The sequence below is a fragment of the Actinoplanes sichuanensis genome (assembly GCF_033097365.1).
Classification (GTDB): domain Bacteria; phylum Actinomycetota; class Actinomycetes; order Mycobacteriales; family Micromonosporaceae; genus Actinoplanes; species Actinoplanes sichuanensis.
Window position 1 is genome coordinate 6644609 of the sequence record NZ_AP028461.1, and the last position, 15374, is coordinate 6659982.

Sequence of the window (15374 nt, forward strand, 5' to 3'; positions counted from 1 at the left end):
GATACGCATCATGCCAATAGCCTGCGAACATGCGTATCGGTGCCTGCCAGACCCCGGAACTGCTCGACGACGTGCCGGCCGCCCTGGCCACGGTGGAGGAGTTCGCGGCCCGACCCGAGGCGTCCGGGATGGACGTGCTGCTGTTCCCGGAGTGCTTCCTCCAGGGCTACACGGTCACACCGGAACATCTCCTCCGAACCGGATACGACCTGGCGTCCCCCTCGTTCGCCGCGATCCTGGAGCGGCTCGCCCCGATCCGGCCGACCCTCGTGCTCGGCCTGATCGAACGCCGGGGAACCCGCTTCCACAACACGGCCGCGGTGATCTCCGGCGGAACCCTGCTCGGCGCCTACCGCAAGACACACCTCGTCGACGGGGAAGCCGCCTTCACCCCCGGCGACGGATATCCGGTGTTCGACATCGGCGGCGTCCGCTTCGGCATCAACATCTGCTACGACACCCGGTTCCCGGCACCGGCGGCCGCGGTCGCCGCACAGGGCGCGCGGGTGCTGCTCGTGCCCGCCCAGAACATGATGCGACGAACCAACGCCGAACACTGGAAACCCCTGCACCACCGGATCCGCGCCGAACGTGCCCGCGAAACCGGCATGTGGCTGGTGTCCGCCGACGTCACCGGCGAACGCGGCACCTCACACATCGGCTACGGCCCGACCAGCGTGATCAGCCCGGCCGGCGAGGTGCTGACGCAGGTCGCCCCCATGACCGTCGGCCTGGTCACCGTCGAGATCGCCCCCTGAGCCATCCCGACACCGCCCGGCCAGGCTACAACCGGTCGGGTCTCGTCGCGCGGGTCTCGCCGCACGGATCTTCGCCGCACGGATCCTCGTCGCGCGGATCCTCGTCGCGCGGGTCTCGCCGCACGGATCTTCGCCGCACGGATCCTCGTCGCGCGGATCCTCGTCGCGCGGGTCTCGCCGCACGGATCTTCGCCGCACGGATCCTCGTCGCGCGGATCCTCGTCGCGCGGGTCTCGCCGCACGGATCTTCGTCGCGCGGATCCTCGTCGCGCGGGTCTCAGCCGCGCGAGTCGGCCCCGCCGGCGCCGGACGGGCGGTTTTCGGACAGGCAGGTCTTCGGACAGGCGGGCCTTGGCCGGTCCCGCCTCAGGGTGCCCGAACGCCGGACGGGCGGGGCTCGGACGGGCGGGCCAGCGGGGCCAGTGCGGCGAGCAGGATCAGCGCGGCCGGAGGCAGGGAGTCGGCGTCGATCAGCACCGCCACGATGCCGGCACCGAACAGCAGCGGGCTCCACGCCGGAGCGTGCCGGGACGCGACCAACAGGCCGAGCAGCGTGAGCATGCCCAGCGAGAACAGCAGCGGACCGGCGAGACGAAGCAGATCGGGAAGTGGCGTCACCCCGGCGATCGCCGTCGAGACGAGCGTCCAGAGGAAGCAGGCCGTGCCGGCCACGGTCGCCGCCGCAGCGAACGCGGCCACCGGACGCGCACCCACGGGCACCAGCGGCCGGACCGCCGCGGCCAGTACACCGAACAACACCATCGAGGCGAACAGCGCCAGGTGCGCGAAGTCGGCGGCGAGCCCTCGACCGGTTGCACCGTCAAGCCCGTCGACCAGCCGCAACAGCCCGTAGACGAGCAGCAGAACCGGAGCATCCACCGCCGCATGCCGAACCGTGAGACTGTGCGCGACCACCGCCCCGGCCCCGATCGGCGCCACGCGATCGTCCGGAACCGTGACGACGCTCCGCATCGCGGGGGCCTCCAGCAGCGTCACGCTACCCGGAACAGTGACGGTTCCCGATGCTCTGGTCCGACTCGAAGGCATGGCCCGACCGTACGGCCGAGCGGCAAATCGGTGGTTCCGGCGCTTTCCCTGGCACAACCCCGGTTCCACCCCCAGGTGCCCACCCCACAACCCCTAAGGCATCCTAGGAACCCATCCCAAATCCCGGCTGCCGCCGTTCCAACCCCCAAGGAACCGACACCAGTCGACCTGTGCGGCGCCGAGACCGGCATACGCAGCGCGGGCGGGCGGCGCGAGGCGGCGCGAGGCGGCGCGAGGCGCGGTGCGGCGCGAGGCGGCGAAGCAGCATGGTGCGGAGGCGCCGAACGATGGCGGCACGCGTCGTCGTTTCTCCTATTTGGCAGATAGGAATGATATGCTCGCCGCTCCCCGGGGTAGAAGGAGTGAGCGGGCGTGGGCATCCTTAGCGAGCAGGCAGCCGAGGAGTTCGTCGCGGCGCGGGCGTTCTCGCCGGGGCTGCCCGGGTTCGTCGGGATCGCTGTTGATCTTCTGGTTGATCCGGCCTGGGCTCCGACTGGGCGACGGCCGCTGCGGCATGGATTCCTCGATACCAGGTCGTCGCGGGTTCTCGTGGTCAGCGGGCCGCCGTCGCCGGGGCTGGAGGTGGCGCTGCGCCGGATGGGCGATGACCTGGGCGCCTCGGGGCGGATCGTCGATCAGCATCGGCTGACCGTTCTGTCGCAGGCGGCGGCTCCGGAAGGGCCGGCTCTCGACTTCGCGACGGCGGGCGTCCGGGTGGGGCTGGAGGCCGGGCTCGACGGGGGCGGGCCGCTCGGGCTGCCGCGCCGCTGGGAGCTGGCGCACACCCTGGCCCCGGTGCTGGCGGCCGCTTTCGCGAACTCTCCACTGCGCGACGGTCGGCCGTCCGGATGGCGCAGCACACGCCAGGCCCTTCGCCGTGACCAGCCGGTTCGCCCACCGGCCGGGGAGCCGCGGGACGCGTGGGCGGCGTACGTCCTGGATGCCCCGGGAAGCTCCGGGAGGACGCCGCGGCAGACGATCCGGGCCGGTGGCCGGGTGACCACCGCCGATCTGGACCGGCACATGGCCGGGCTGCGGCCCGCGGTGGCCGCTCGCGGCCATCTCGAGATCGACGCCGCGGACCGGCAGCCCGGCAACGGGTGGCGCCTTCCGGCCGCGGTGACTTCGGTACTTCTGGACGACCCGCGCGCCGCCGAGGAGGCGACCGGGGCGACCGCCCACCTGGCCGACTCACCGGCGCTCTGGGAACGGGCCGCCCGCGACGCCCTCACCGATCCGGCGCTGGCCGCCGCGGCACGGGATTGTTTCCTGGCCGCTTACGCGGCACTCACCCGCCAGGGTGTCTCCCGCGAGCTGCGTGACGAGGTCGCCGAGTTCACCGAGCGGTACGTCTATCGCGGCCGCTGCCCCGCCGACGACATCCTGGACACGGTCGCCGCCCACCCCTGAGCCACCACGCCGAAGATTGACGGCGACCCCGGCTCGACACCCGCCCGGCGCAAATGCGATCAGGGGTGCCGGGCCGCGAACCGCGTGGCGACCGGCCGGTGTCGCATGCGCCCTGGCCGATGGGCTACGCGGTGGCGGTCAGGGTGGGGAAGGTGGTCATCGGCTTCGCCGAGGGCGCCGGCTCGCCGGGAAGGGCCGACAGCGCGGCCGGCAGGGCGGCGGGACGCACCACAGCAGCCGGCGCGACGACCGGGCGCAAGGCGGCGGGCGGCACGGCAGCCGCAGCCGGGCGCAAAGCCGCAGGCGGCACGGCAGCCGCAGCCGGGCGCAAAGCCGCAGGCGGCACGGCAGCGGGGCGCGGCAGGGCCAGGGGGATCGCCGGGGGCGGGTCGATGAGGGACACGGTCCGGGTGGCTTCGGAGGCGAAGTGGGCCGCCACCTCGATGGCGCTGACCACGGTGGCGTGGCGTTCGCCCGGATGGACGCGGCGGCTGGCCGACAGGTGGGCACGGAGCTGGAGCATCCGCTCGATGCAGTCGTCGAACAGTGTCAGCATCTCGTCGTGCACGTGGACATCCCTCCCGTTCCGGGCGGGCCGCCGGGCAGCAACAGTCCAGGGTGGGTCAGGGATGCGTGCCCCGCGACGCGGCGAGTGAGATTGATCGTAGGTTCCGAGGTGACCCCGAGGCGCACGGTTCGGTAACCATCTGTCGAGAGTACGTTTACGGATCGTTTTCCGGGGCATCGCGTTCAGGTTTTGGGACGATCCGCCACGCACGCCTCTGAGCAGGCCTTTCAACTTCCCGGTTGACATCCGCCGCCAGACGCGTCTACCTTGTGTTTCAACCAGAAAGTTGAAATGAGGGGCTAATGTCGGCGGACACGATGGAACGGGTCTTCGGCGCGCTGGCCGACCCGACCCGGCTCGACATGGTGGCCCGGCTCGCCGGCGGCGATGCCACGGTCAACCAGCTCGCCGAGCCGTACCGGATGTCGCTTCAAGCGGTCTACAAGCACCTGCGCGTCCTCGAGGACGCCGGTCTGGTGAGCCGCCCGCCCGGCCCGCAGCCCCGCGTGGTGCGTCTGGAGACGGAGGTCTTCGACCGGATGGAAGCGTGGATCGAGCGCTACCGCCGGCGGGCCGAGGAGCGCTACTCGAGGCTCGACGCCGTGCTGGCGGAGATGAACGAGGACGACAACACCGAGGGAGAGGAAGAGTCATGAGCGAGGCGAAAATCGAGGCCGACCCGAAGCTGCCGATCATCCGGATCACCCGGGATTTCGCCGCGACCCCGGCGCAGCTGCTGCGGGCGCACACCGACCCGGATCTGTTCGTGCAGTGGTGTGGGCCGGACTCACTGGTCAACAAGATCGACTATTGGGACGCCCGGACCGGCGGGAGCTGGCGCTACGTGGCCTCCCGCGACGGCGAGGAGTACGCGTTCCACGGCTCGTTCCATCACGTCGGGGCGGACCGGATCGTGCAGACCTTCACCTTCGAGGGCCAGCCCGACGGGGTCGCCCTGGAGACCCTGTGGTTCGAGGATCTGGGTGACGGGCGGACCCGCCTGCACGCTCAGTCGCTGGTGGACAGCTTCGAGGGCCGGGACGCCTGGCTCAAGAGCGGCATGGAGGTCGGCGTCGACGAGGGGTACGCCAAGCTGGAGCGGCTGGCCGTCGAGGGCCGCATCTGAGCGGCGGCGTCCTCGGCCTCGTGCCGCAGGAGCACGGCCCGCACGTCGAGGAGCTGGTCGGCCCGCTCCCGGGCGAACCTGTCCCGCTCCCAGCCGGGCACGGCCCGGACGGCGGCCAGCTCGGCGTCGACATCGGCGACGGTCATCCGCAGCGGATTGGGCGCAGGGTCGACGCGCTCGTTGAACCAAGCACTGATCCACTTGAACATGCTCATCCCCCGATACGACCCCTCCACAGCGGAGGAGACCATATCGGAGATCGTCGTCACAGTGAACAGGGGGACGGGGCGCGTCGCATCGAGCGGCGCGCCCCGTACCGATTAAAGGGGTTTTGCCGCGAAGAGCTGGTCGAAGACCGCGACCCGGTCGAAGGCCATGGCGTGCTCCCGCGCCCGGATCTCCAGGTCTCGCCGCTCTTGTTCGGACATGTCCAGAACGACCCGGTCCACCGCGTCGGCGAGGCCGCCGATGTCGCCCGCCTCGACGATCACCGCGGCGTCGCCGACCGCCTCCAGGACACCACCGGTCGTGGTGGTGATGATCGGCCCGCCTCCGGCGAGGCCCTTCTCGGCGAGAGCGATGCCGAAGGTCTCGACGAAGTCCGGTTCCGGCTTGGTGGGCAGGGCGTACGCCGCACAACCGGCCATCAGCAGCGGTTTCTCGTCGTCGTCGACGTCGGTGAGGAAGATGATCCGGTCGTCCTCCTTGGCCATCGCCTGCACGTGTTCGAGGGCCGGCCCGGTCCCGGCGACCACGAGTTTCACGTCGTCCCGGCAGCGCATCTGGCCGTACGCGATGACCAGGTCGTAAATGCCTTTGGCCCGGGCCACCCGGGACAGGAAGAGGACATAGCGGTCGCGTTTGAGGCCGCGGCGTTCGAGGGCCGCGTCGACGGCGGCCGGGTCGAGGTCGGTGAAGGCCGACGAGTCGATCGGCGGATAGCTGACGGCGACCCGCTCCCGGCACTGCTCGGCGAACGTGGTGCCGCAGTGCGCGTCGACCTCCTCGGCCGAGGCGATGATCTCGTTGCGGGTGTATTCGGAGACCGCCACCACCTCGTCGCTGGCCAGGAACGTGGTGAGCAGGACGGTGGCCGCCCCGAACCGGCCCTCCCGCAGGCAGGAGCGGATGACGTTGGTGACGTCCGAGCCGACCGCCTTGGCGATGGTGTGCACGTCGGGGTCGAACCCGGCGGCCCGGGCCGCGGTGACCGCGTCGTTGATCACCTGGGTGTGGGGTACCAGGTACATCGACAGGCAGACGGTGGGTACGGGTTCGGAGAGCAGCTCGACCAGGCGGCCGGTGAGCCCGGCCAGGTGACGGCCGTCCGGCACCCGGTAGTCGCCGACCGCCTCGGGACGCTCGACGGTGATTCCGGGGCTGTACGGCAGGAGCCGGTCGAGGGGCTTGAGGGGCAGGCCGGCCGCCTGAAGGGTGGGGATCGGCCAGGTGAGCAGCACCACGTCGTCGAAGCCACGGGTGAGGGCGACCTCGGCGAGGTTGCGGGCCTCGCCGGAGTGCCCGCAGATGACCGGATCGGCGCGTACCGCGATGACGAGGCGGCGGGTCGGTCGGCTCATCGTTGTTCCTTAGGGTGGGAATCTGAGAGGGATGGCGGCCGGATCCCGTGTCCCCAGGTGGAGGGCTCGGGGCCCAGTCGCAGGTGCAGCCGTCCGCCTTGATGGACGTCGGCGGCGTTCAGGTGGGTGGCGTGCAGGGGCCTCCCGTTGAGGGTCGCGGACTGAACGTACTGGGGTGCCGGGTCGCGGTCAGCACCGTCGACACCAATCGGTGATTCTCGATGTCCTGAGGTCTCGATGACGAACTCGCCACCCTCGACCTGAATCGCCGCCCGCTCGAACGCCGGGGCGTTGACCAGGAACATGTTCTGACCGGCGACCGGGAACAGGCCCAGCGACGCCCACACGTACCAGGCGCTCAGGCCACCCGAGTCGTCGTTGCCCGGCAGACCGCCCGGCCCGGTGCCGAACTGCCAGGTGAGCGCCGAGTTGACGATCTCGGCGGTCCGGTCCGGACGGCCCGAGTAGTGGTACGCCCACGGCACCTCCATGTCCGGCTCGTTGTTGAGGCCCTCGAACCGGTTCAAGGCGTACCCGGTGGCCATCTCGACCGGGTCGGGACAGCGGCCGGGTTGCTTGACCGGGGCCGCGCCGTAACCGAAGAACCGGTCCAGCATGAAACTGAACGCCGCGTCGCCGCCGGCCAGGGCGATCCGCCCGGCCATGTCGTGCATCAGGCGGAACGAGTAGTTCCACTTGCCGCCCTCGTAGAACTCCGAGTCGCGCAGCAGTCCGGTCTTCGGGTCGAAGGCATTCACCCAGTCGCGGCTGCGCCGTTCCAGGTCGGCGGCGAGGCGGTGGTCGTTGAGGGCGCGGGCCACCTTGGCGGTGCAGTGGTGGGCGTACGACAGATCGAGGGTGTGCGTGATCGGATGCACCACGCCGTGTTCCCAGAAGTCCTCGCCGTACATCCGCCGCAGGTCGTCGACCATGTGCACGAGGGCCCAGGTCCAGTCGATGCCCGGCCGGCGTAGCGCCTGCACGTCGGCCAGGGCGGTGTGCGCGAGCGCGCTGGCCTGCCGGAAGAACCGGTCGGCGCCACGGGCCATCCGGTAGCCGATCGGGAAGTTGCCCTCCTCCTCGCAGACCCGGATCAGCGACTCCAGCATGTCCGCGTAGCGGTCCGGCGCGATCGCCGACAGCAGCGGCATCTGCGTCTTGTAGATGTCCCACATGGTGCAGATGTCGAACGCGTACGGGCCGGGGTCGGGCCAGTTGGGGCTCTCGTCGTCGGCGATGCACGGCTTGATCAGCGAGTGGTACAGCGCGGTGGCCATCACGGTGCGCCGGTTGTCGGTGCCGCCGTCGACCCGGACCCGGCCGAGGTGGTCGCGCCAGCGGTCCTGGGTCTTGTCGCGCACGGTCTCGAAGGCCGAGACGCCGGTGCCGCACTCGCGCTCCAGGTTCTGCCGGGCCTGGTCGCAGCCGCGCAGCGAGAAACCCATCCGGACCTCGATGGTCTGCCCGGCGCGGGTCGGTCCCATGAAGAGCATGCCGAACGGGCGCAGCGTGGTGTGCCGGATGCTGTCGAAGTCGAGCCGGGTGCCGCCGGGGATGAGCCGCCGGTCGTACCAGAGCATCTGCCGCCAGCCGGGACTGTCCACCTCGATGTGCACCGAGAGCGGGATTCCCTCCATCACCACGGTGCCCTGGGCGCGGCCATGGCCCATGCTCTCGGCCTGGGCACGCAGCGGCACGGTCCGGCCGAGGTCTATCGCCAGGCCACCGCACGACAGGTCGATGACGACCCGGGCACTGTGGTGGTCGGGGAACGTGTAGCGGTGGACCGCGACCTTCTCCCCCACGGTGATCTCGCAGCGCACGCCGGTGTCCAGATTGGCCGCGTAGTAGCCGGCCTCGGCCCGCTCGTCCTCCAGCGGCCAGGACTGGCCGAGGTCGTCGAGGGGCTGGACCATCGGGGTGACCCGCACGTAGTTGTAGTACTTGCGGATCGCGCCGGTGCCGGACTGCTGGAAATGCGTGAACCCGGAGGCCTGGTGCCTGTCGAACATCTCCTCGGGCACGCCCTCGGTGTTCTTGGCGTACCGGCCATATCCGGTCGGGTACGCCCCCGAGTACGCGCAGGCCGAGACCATGCCGAGGGGGGAGGTGGCCCCGGGGTGGGTGTTACCCACCTGCGGCTTCGGCCACCACCACGTGGCGGCCAGACCGTGTGCCCTGGGCAGGTCGGTGGCCGCGGTGCCGATGAATGGATCTACTTTGTCAAGGATGGCCGGACTCTAACCGGCCACAGCTGTCCCCATGGTTTCGCGCAAGTGAACTCCCTCGAAGGTGGCCCTTTCGAAGGACTCGCGGAGCATGACGTCGAACTCGGCGGCGGGCAGCGGCTTGCTGAAGAAGTAGCCCTGCACGGCCGGGCAGCCGGCGACGCGCAGTGCCTCCCAGTCGGCCGCCTCCTCGACCCCCTCGGCGATGGTGGACATGCCCAGCGAGCGGGCCAGCCACAGCACGGCCTGGATGATCGACGCCTTGCGCTGGTCCTCGGCCAGGCCGGCCACGAACGAGCGGTCCAGCTTGACGATGTCGGCCGGCAGTGACTTCAGCCAGGTCAGCGAGCTGTACCCGGTGCCGAAGTCGTCCAGCGCGATCCGTACGCCGAGCTGCTTGAGCGCGGTGAGCCGCTCGCTGACGTCGACCGTCGAGGCGAGCAGGGCGGTCTCGGTGATCTCCAGGACGATCCGGGACGGGTCGAAGCCGGGCAACCCGGCCAGCACGCTCGCGACCATCGGCACGAAGTCCGGTTCGGCGAGCTGGCGGGGGCTGACGTTGACCGAGACGTAGCCGAGCCGGTCCTGCCAGTGCAGCAGGTGGTCGATCGCCGAGCGCAGCACGTGCTCGCCGAGCGGCACGATCAGGCCGGTCTCCTCGGCGGCGAGGATGAAGTGGAACGGGCTGAGGATCTCCCCCTCCGGGGTACGCATCCGGACCAGCGCCTCGGCACCGGCGATCCGGCCGGTCACGGTGGAGACCACCGGCTGGAACCAGAGCGGCAGGGTGAGCCGCGGGTCGCCGGCCAGCGCCCGGCGGACCCGGGCCTCGGCGGCGATCTTCTCCTGTACGGGCACGCGCAGCTCGTCGGTGAACACCTGGACCCGGTTGCCGCCGGCGCGCTTGGCCGCGTACATCGCGGTGTCGGCGGCCAGGACCACGTCGTCGGCGTGGCTCGGCCCGGTCACCGTGGTGACGCCGATGCTGCAGGCGACCGGCAGCTCGTAGCCGCCGACCGCGAGCGGCTCGGCCAGCGAGGCGAGGATGTCGTCGGCGACCCGCAGCCCGCCACCGGACGGTCCGGTCAACGCGACGATGAACTCGTCACCGCCGAGCCGGGCGAGCAGGGAGCCGGCCGGGACCACGTGGGTCAGCCGGACCGCGAGGGCGCGCAGCACGTCGTCGCCGGTGGTGTGCCCGGCGCCGTCGTTGATCGACTTGAAGCGGTCGACGTCCAGGTAGATGACACTGACCGGCTGGGTCGCGACCCTGAGCATCTCGGTCAGGTCCTGCTCGAACGCCTTGCGGGACAGCAGGCCGGTCAGCGAGTCGTGCCGCACCTGGTAGCGCAGCTCGGCCTCGTGGTCGCGGACCGCGGTCACGTCGTTGCAGTGCACGAAGATCAGCCGCAGCCCGCCGTCCCGGTCGTAGAGGCCGGTCGCGTGGGTCTGCACCCAGATCAGCGCGCCGGTGTCGGTACGCATGTACTGCCGGGTCATCGTGATCGGCTCGCGGGTCTGGGTGAGCAGCTGGGCGTACCGCGGCTCGTCCGGCTGCATCGGGCGCAGCGGCAGGTTGCGGACCGTGAAGTCGGCGGGGAGTTCGGCGGGCAGGCGCAGCCAGTTGCGGTAGGCGGCGTTGGTACGCAGCAGCCGGCCGTCGGTGGCGAACATGGCCATCGGCACCGGCGTCTCGTCGAAGGCGACGCTGAGCTGGGCCTGGCTCTCGTTCAGGTGCTCCTCGGCACGCTGCTCCTCGATCTCGTTGAACCGCCACGCGACCAGCTGGAACGACGCGGCGCAGAGCACCGCGGCGCCGTGCAGCAGCGCCCAGACCAGCGGGTGCTGCTGCGCCGAGTCGTGGCCGAAGGTGTGGTCCGCCTCGGCCACACCGAACCCGGCGTGGTGCAGGGTCGTGCCGACCAGGAAGCCACCGAACGGCGCCCAGTCCCGATAGAGGGCGAGCGCCGGGATCAGGATGAAGAACGTGAAATGCGCCTCGGTGAGACCGTCGCAGACGATCACGAAGCCGCCGCAGGCGGCCACGTAACCGAGCGCCACGGCGACCGAACGGATCCGCCGGTTCCTCAGCGCGGTCGCGATCACCAGGCTGGTCAGCACCAGTCCGTCGGTGATCAGCAGCTCCGGCGCCCCGGCGCCGCGGAGCACACCGAACACGGTGAAGAACACCATGCACAGGGCAAGCAGCACCGTCAGCAGCCGGTGCCGACCCGCCCAGTCCTCGTCGTTGAGCCTCCCCCGGCCGGAAGCCGGTCGCGGAGCCTCGCCATCCACGTCGCCACGAACGCAGCATCGGCCGGATGGGGTACGGGTCACAGGACCGGGCCGGTTGTAGGTCAGGTGCGATCCGTGCCGAGTACCGCGGCCAGCGCACCGACCGCCCGGTCCACGTCGTTCTCGGTGCTGCCCAGCCCGAAACTGATCCGCAGCAGGCCGGTCACGCCGTCGCCGCACGCGCCGGTCCGGTCGCTGTCGGTCAGCCGGCGAACCAGTGGGTGGGCGCAGAACTGGCCGGCCCGGACGCCGATGCCGTGTTCCCGGCCCAGCCGCTGGGCGACCTCGGCCGGGTCGTGACCCGGCAGCGCCAGCGACACGATGCCCACCCGCGGGTGGTCCGGGCCGAACAGGCTGACCTCGATCGCCCCCGGCACCCCGGCCAGGCCGGAGCGCAGCCGGGCCAGCAGCCGCTGCTCGTGCTCGTGCCGGGCGACCCGGCCGGCCTGGGTGAGCGCCTCACAGACCGCGGCCAGGGCCACCGCACCGAGCAGATTGGGGGTGCCGCCCTCGTGCCGGGCCGGGCCGGTGGCCCAGGTCAGCTCGCCGGGACGGTCACCCACCGCGGCGCTCGCGCCCCCACCGGCGAGGTACGGCTCGGCCGCGTCCAGCCAGTCCGAGCGGCCGACGAGCACCCCGGCACCGAACGGGGCGTACAGCTTGTGACCGGAGAAGGCCAGATAGTCGGCGCCCAGGTCGTCGAGGTCGACCGGGACGTGCGGGGCGAGCTGGGCGGCGTCGACGACCACCCGGGCGCCGTACGAGTGCGCCACGTCGGCCAGCTCACGCACCGGCCACACCTCGCCGGTGACGTTGCTCGCCCCGGTGACGGTGAACACCACCGGCCCCACCCGCCCGTCGAGGGCCTGCTTGAGGGCGGCGATCGCGTCGTCGGGCGAGGCCGGGGCGGGCAGACGCAGCGGGTTCGGCCAGGGCAGCAGGTTGGCGTGGTGCTCGCCCTCGAACTGCACGGTGGTGGTCCCGGCCGGCAGGGCCCGGGCCAGCAGGTTGAGGGCGTCGGTGGTGTTCCGGGTGAAGATCACCGAGTCGCCGGGGCGGGCGCCCACGAACTCGGCCACCACGTCCCGGGCCAGCTCGTAGGCGAGGGTGGACGCCTGCGAGCGCACCCCGGTGCCCCGGTGCACGCTGCCGTACCGGGGAAGGAGGTCCTGAACGGCCTCGGCGGCCGCCCGCACGCAGGGCGCCGACGCCGCGTAGTCGAGATGCACGAAGTCGTCGTCCGGACCGATGACGTCGAGCGGGGAGCTGAATGCGAGAGAGGAAGATGGCATGACCGCGCCTCCACGGGTTCGCCGTTTGCCGCTGTCGGTCGACAGACGGCCCGGTCCTCACCCGGGGCACCCCGTCGCGAACGGAAGGGTTGCCGGCCAGCAAGCCGGGGCTACGCGCTGGCACTCATGACCTGCCGCCGAAGTTAGCAGATGTCACGTCCGTCGTCCATTTCCCACGCTCGAAGTAGGGAATACAGTCATGCCTCATGACGACCTCGTTCCAGCAGCAGTGGGACCAATGGCACACCGAGCACGAGAAGCGGCGCGCCGATCCGCACGGCTTCCTCGCGATCACCGGCCTGCACTGGCTCACCGAGACGCCGCAGAGCTTCGACGACGCCCCCGGCGCGTGGAGTACCGGACCGTCCGGCGTCACCGTGGCCCTGGGTGAGGGTGAATCGCTGACCACCGCGACCGGCACGATCACCGGCACGCACACGTTCGAGCCGATCGCGGAGCGCGCCGACGTGATCGTGGAGCACGGCGACGTGCACATCGAGATCGCCCGGCGCGGCGGCTACGACGTGGTGCGGCCACGGAGCCCGCGGAGCCCGCTGCTCACCGCCTACACCGGTACGCCCGCCTATCCGGCCGACGAGAAGTGGGTGGTGACCGGGCGGTTCGTCAGGTTCGACGAGCCGAAGCCGACCACCGTGGGTTCGGTGGCCGAGGGCATCGAGCACGTCTACGAGGCGCCGGGGCGCATCGAGTTCGAGGCCGGCGGCGAGCAGCTGTCGCTGATCGCGTTCAACGGCAACACGCCCGGGTCGCTGTCCGTGCTGTTCACCGACGCGACGTCGGGGCTGACCACCTACGCGGCGAACCGGAGCCTGGCCGTCGCCGCGCCCGCCGCGGACGGCACCGTGACACTGGACTTCAACCGGGCCACGAACCTGCCGTGCGCGTACGTCGACTTCGCGACCTGCCCGCTGCCGCCGGCCGGCAACAAGCTGCCGGTCGCGGTCGAGGCGGGCGAGAGGATTCCGGCGTAGGGTCCGTCCATGGAGGACCTCGCGGCGCTCATCGCGATCCGCTCGACCGCGGATCGCCCGGACGAGCTGCGGCATGCGCTCGACCTGCTGCTCACGGTGGCCGGTCCGGATTTCCGGGTACGGCGATTCGAGTCCCATGGCAGGCCGAGCGCGCTGCTGACCACCCCCGGTCGGCCCGGCCCGCCGCGGGTGATCCTCAACGCGCACCTGGACGTGGTGCCCGGCGAGCCGCACCAGTTCGTCCCGCGCCTGGACGGCGACCGGCTCTACGGCCGCGGCGCCCACGACATGAAGGCTGCCGCTCTGGTGATGACCCAGGTCTTCCGGGACCTGGCCGCCACTCTGCCCTACCCGATCGGGTTGCAGCTGGTCACCGACGAGGAGGTGGGCGGCTTCGACGGGACCGGTCACCAGGTGGCGCGGGGGATCCGGGCCGGGTTCGTGATCATCGGCGAGCAGAGTGGGCTGCGGGTGGTCAACGAGTCGAAGGGGATCATCCGGGCCCGGCTCGCCGCCTCCGGCCGGACCGCGCACGCCGCCTACCCGTGGCTCGGGTCGAACGCGCTGGCCGCGGTGGTCGAGGGGGTGCGTCGGCTGCTCGAGCGGTACCCCACCCCGGCCGCCGAGGCGTGGGTGACGACGGTGAACGTGGCCCGGATCGACACCCCGAACCAGGCCGCCAACGTGGTGCCGGCCGAGGCCGGTGCGCTGCTGGACATCAGGTTCCCGCCGTCCGATCCGGATCTGGCCGGGCGCGGGCCGGACGAGGTGGCCGCGTTCCTCACCGCGGTGACCGGGCTGTCCGCCACCGTCGAGGCGCTGGGGGCGCCGCACTTCGCCGATCCGGGCAGTGCCGACGTGCTCCGGTTGCAGCAGGCCGCGCGGGACGCCGGATACGACGGGTCGCTGCTGCGTAAACACGGGGCGGCGGACGGGCGGTTCTACTCGGCCGAGGGCGTGCCCGCGGTGATCTTCGGGCCGGGCGGCGACGGGCAGCACGGGCCGGAGGAGTATGTCGATCTGCGGACGCTCGACCCGTACCGCCGCGCGCTCGAGATGTTTCTAACGGGTCTGGACGGCTAGCAGGTGCTCGACGCGGGCGGCGATCGCCCGCAGGTGGGGACGGCGGGCGGCGCCGACCTTCGCGTTCCACGAGCAGGGGCCCTGGCGGTGCAGCATCTCCGCGTAGCGGGTCTCGGTGTCCACCCGGACGCCGGCCGGGCCGACCGTCTGATCGGCGTAGGTGAGCGCGTCGGCCATCAGGCTGCGCTCGTCCGGGAAGGCGGCCATCGGCCCGGCGAGACCGCGCGCCACGGCGACGAACCGGGCGCCGGAGTGGTACGCGACCAGGCCGGCGATCCGGGCCGGCCAACCCTCGGCGCTCAGGTGCACGGCACCGTCGAGCGGGTGGAAACCGGTCAGCGCGATCGGCGCGGCGTAGCCGATGTCGTGCAACCACGCGGCCGCCACCAGGACGTCCGGATCGAGGTCGAGCCGGTCGGCGAGCTCCGCCGCACGCTCCGCCACCCCGGCGGTGTGCCTCCACCGGTTGCCGCTGTCGCCGATCAACGCCTCGGCGACGGAGCGCGCCAGATGGGCGCGGGTGGGAGCGAGAACAGCGGTCATCGCCGGATGCTACGTCTCCGCAGGTTAACGGCGGATGGACGGACGATGACCGCTGATCGAAACAGTCAACCGACGCGTAGCCGCTGGGACGGAACACCCGCCGCGGTGAGCTGTGCGGCGAGCGGGCCGCTGGGGTTGTCGACGAAGACGGCCACCTGATGGTCGTCGCCGAGGCCGCAGGCGGCGACGACGGAACCGAGATTGATCGGGTCGAGCTCACGGACGTACGCGAGATCGACTATCAGGCGCAACGGCCGCACCCGGCGAACCGTGTGCACCAGGAGCTGCCGGAGCTCCACCGCCTCGTCCGGACCGACCGAGCCGTGCGGCTGGATCACCACACTGCCGTCGGCGCTCGTGCTGACCTCGAGAACCGGGTCTCGCATCGCACTTGCCTTTCGTTAACCGTGCGTTCAGGCGTCTGACCACCATAGGCGCGGCCTTATGTTCAC

At 71.4% G+C, this 15374-nt stretch carries 14 protein-coding genes and 1 riboswitch; of the genes, 6 read left to right on the top strand and 8 right to left on the bottom strand.

Annotated elements, in window-relative coordinates; all coding sequences use genetic code 11:
- The first annotated feature begins 29 nt into the window (after positions 1-29).
- On the top strand, positions 30-758 hold the full coding sequence (locus Q0Z83_RS30735) for a carbon-nitrogen hydrolase family protein (protein WP_317786725.1): 729 nt from the start codon (positions 30-32) through the stop codon (positions 756-758).
- Positions 759-1124: 366 nt separating this feature from the next.
- On the opposite strand, the gene Q0Z83_RS30740 is transcribed toward Q0Z83_RS30735, so the two are convergent.
- A complete protein-coding gene (locus Q0Z83_RS30740; protein ID WP_317786726.1) occupies positions 1125-1805 on the bottom strand; it encodes a hypothetical protein in 681 nt (226 codons plus the stop codon).
- A 372-nt stretch (positions 1806-2177) separates the two neighbouring features.
- Here Q0Z83_RS30740 and Q0Z83_RS30745 point away from each other — a divergent pair, with 372 nt between their 5' ends.
- Entirely contained in the window at positions 2178-3215 is a 1038-nt protein-coding gene (locus tag Q0Z83_RS30745; protein WP_317786727.1) for a glutamate-cysteine ligase family protein, read from the top strand.
- Between the two features lie 124 nt (positions 3216-3339).
- On the opposite strand, the gene Q0Z83_RS30750 is transcribed toward Q0Z83_RS30745, so the two are convergent.
- Positions 3340-3783, bottom strand: coding sequence for a hypothetical protein (locus Q0Z83_RS30750; RefSeq protein WP_317786728.1), 444 nt, complete (start codon positions 3781-3783; stop codon positions 3340-3342).
- Positions 3784-4085: 302 nt separating this feature from the next.
- On the opposite strand from Q0Z83_RS30750, the gene Q0Z83_RS30755 reads away from it, so the two are divergent.
- Together Q0Z83_RS30755 and Q0Z83_RS30760 are read left to right on the top strand one after the other, a co-directional pair.
- On the top strand, positions 4086-4439 hold the full coding sequence (locus tag Q0Z83_RS30755; RefSeq protein WP_317786729.1) for an ArsR/SmtB family transcription factor: 354 nt from the start codon (positions 4086-4088) through the stop codon (positions 4437-4439).
- Positions 4436-4909 (top strand): SRPBCC family protein, encoded by a 474-nt coding sequence (locus Q0Z83_RS30760; RefSeq protein ID WP_317786730.1) that lies wholly within the window; start codon positions 4436-4438, stop codon positions 4907-4909. The genes Q0Z83_RS30755 and Q0Z83_RS30760 overlap by 4 nt, the downstream gene beginning before the upstream one ends.
- Positions 4910-5229: 320 nt before the next feature.
- Here Q0Z83_RS30760 and Q0Z83_RS30765 read toward each other — a convergent pair whose 3' ends face one another.
- The 4 genes from Q0Z83_RS30765 to Q0Z83_RS30780 form a co-directional block, all read right to left on the bottom strand.
- On the bottom strand, positions 5230-6489 hold the full coding sequence (locus tag Q0Z83_RS30765) for a glycosyltransferase (RefSeq protein WP_317786731.1): 1260 nt from the start codon (positions 6487-6489) through the stop codon (positions 5230-5232).
- Positions 6486-8720, bottom strand: coding sequence for a glycoside hydrolase domain-containing protein (locus Q0Z83_RS30770; RefSeq protein WP_317797165.1), 2235 nt, complete (start codon positions 8718-8720; stop codon positions 6486-6488). Before Q0Z83_RS30770 ends, Q0Z83_RS30765 begins: the two co-directional genes overlap by 4 nt.
- Positions 8721-8729: 9 nt before the next feature.
- Complete coding sequence (locus Q0Z83_RS30775; protein ID WP_317786732.1) at positions 8730-11012, bottom strand: putative bifunctional diguanylate cyclase/phosphodiesterase; 2283 nt, start codon at positions 11010-11012, stop codon at positions 8730-8732.
- Between the two features lie 62 nt (positions 11013-11074).
- The gene (locus Q0Z83_RS30780; protein WP_317786733.1) at positions 11075-12304 is read right to left on the bottom strand and encodes an aminotransferase class V-fold PLP-dependent enzyme; all 1230 of its coding nucleotides are present in this window, start codon (positions 12302-12304) and stop codon (positions 11075-11077) included.
- A 16-nt stretch (positions 12305-12320) separates the two neighbouring features.
- Positions 12321-12436, bottom strand: a riboswitch (SAM riboswitch).
- A gap of 74 nt (positions 12437-12510) precedes the next feature.
- Between Q0Z83_RS30780 and Q0Z83_RS30785 the strand changes: the two genes are divergently transcribed.
- Together Q0Z83_RS30785 and Q0Z83_RS30790 are read left to right on the top strand one after the other, a co-directional pair.
- Positions 12511-13296 (top strand): DUF1684 domain-containing protein, encoded by a 786-nt coding sequence (locus Q0Z83_RS30785; RefSeq protein WP_317786734.1) that lies wholly within the window; start codon positions 12511-12513, stop codon positions 13294-13296.
- Positions 13297-13305: 9 nt separating this feature from the next.
- A complete protein-coding gene (locus Q0Z83_RS30790) occupies positions 13306-14379 on the top strand; it encodes a M20 family metallopeptidase (RefSeq protein ID WP_317786735.1) in 1074 nt (357 codons plus the stop codon).
- Here the strand turns inward: Q0Z83_RS30790 and Q0Z83_RS30795 are convergent.
- Together Q0Z83_RS30795 and Q0Z83_RS30800 are read right to left on the bottom strand one after the other, a co-directional pair.
- Positions 14359-14922, bottom strand: coding sequence for an HD domain-containing protein (locus Q0Z83_RS30795; protein WP_317786736.1), 564 nt, complete (start codon positions 14920-14922; stop codon positions 14359-14361). The genes Q0Z83_RS30790 and Q0Z83_RS30795 overlap by 21 nt on opposite strands.
- A gap of 65 nt (positions 14923-14987) precedes the next feature.
- Entirely contained in the window at positions 14988-15308 is a 321-nt protein-coding gene (locus Q0Z83_RS30800) for a hypothetical protein (protein WP_317786737.1), read from the bottom strand.
- Positions 15309-15374: the final 66 nt, after the last annotated feature.

Bases quoted from the DNA above. Each gene is read 5' to 3' on its own strand.
- Q0Z83_RS30735 (WP_317786725.1), top strand. From the start codon at position 30: ATGCGTATCGGTGCCTGCCAGACCCCGGAACTGCTCGACGACGTGCCG.
- Q0Z83_RS30795 (WP_317786736.1), bottom strand. From the start codon at position 14,922: ATGACCGCTGTTCTCGCTCCCACCCGCGCCCATCTGGCGCGCTCCGTC.
- Q0Z83_RS30765 (WP_317786731.1), bottom strand. From the start codon at position 6,489: ATGAGCCGACCGACCCGCCGCCTCGTCATCGCGGTACGCGCCGATCCG.
- Q0Z83_RS30760 (WP_317786730.1), top strand. From the start codon at position 4,436: ATGAGCGAGGCGAAAATCGAGGCCGACCCGAAGCTGCCGATCATCCGG.
- Q0Z83_RS30740 (WP_317786726.1), bottom strand. From the start codon at position 1,805: ATGCCTTCGAGTCGGACCAGAGCATCGGGAACCGTCACTGTTCCGGGT.
- Q0Z83_RS30785 (WP_317786734.1), top strand. From the start codon at position 12,511: ATGACGACCTCGTTCCAGCAGCAGTGGGACCAATGGCACACCGAGCAC.
- Q0Z83_RS30780 (WP_317786733.1), bottom strand. From the start codon at position 12,304: ATGCCATCTTCCTCTCTCGCATTCAGCTCCCCGCTCGACGTCATCGGT.
- Q0Z83_RS30790 (WP_317786735.1), top strand. From the start codon at position 13,306: ATGGAGGACCTCGCGGCGCTCATCGCGATCCGCTCGACCGCGGATCGC.
- Q0Z83_RS30755 (WP_317786729.1), top strand. From the start codon at position 4,086: ATGTCGGCGGACACGATGGAACGGGTCTTCGGCGCGCTGGCCGACCCG.
- Q0Z83_RS30800 (WP_317786737.1), bottom strand. From the start codon at position 15,308: ATGCGAGACCCGGTTCTCGAGGTCAGCACGAGCGCCGACGGCAGTGTG.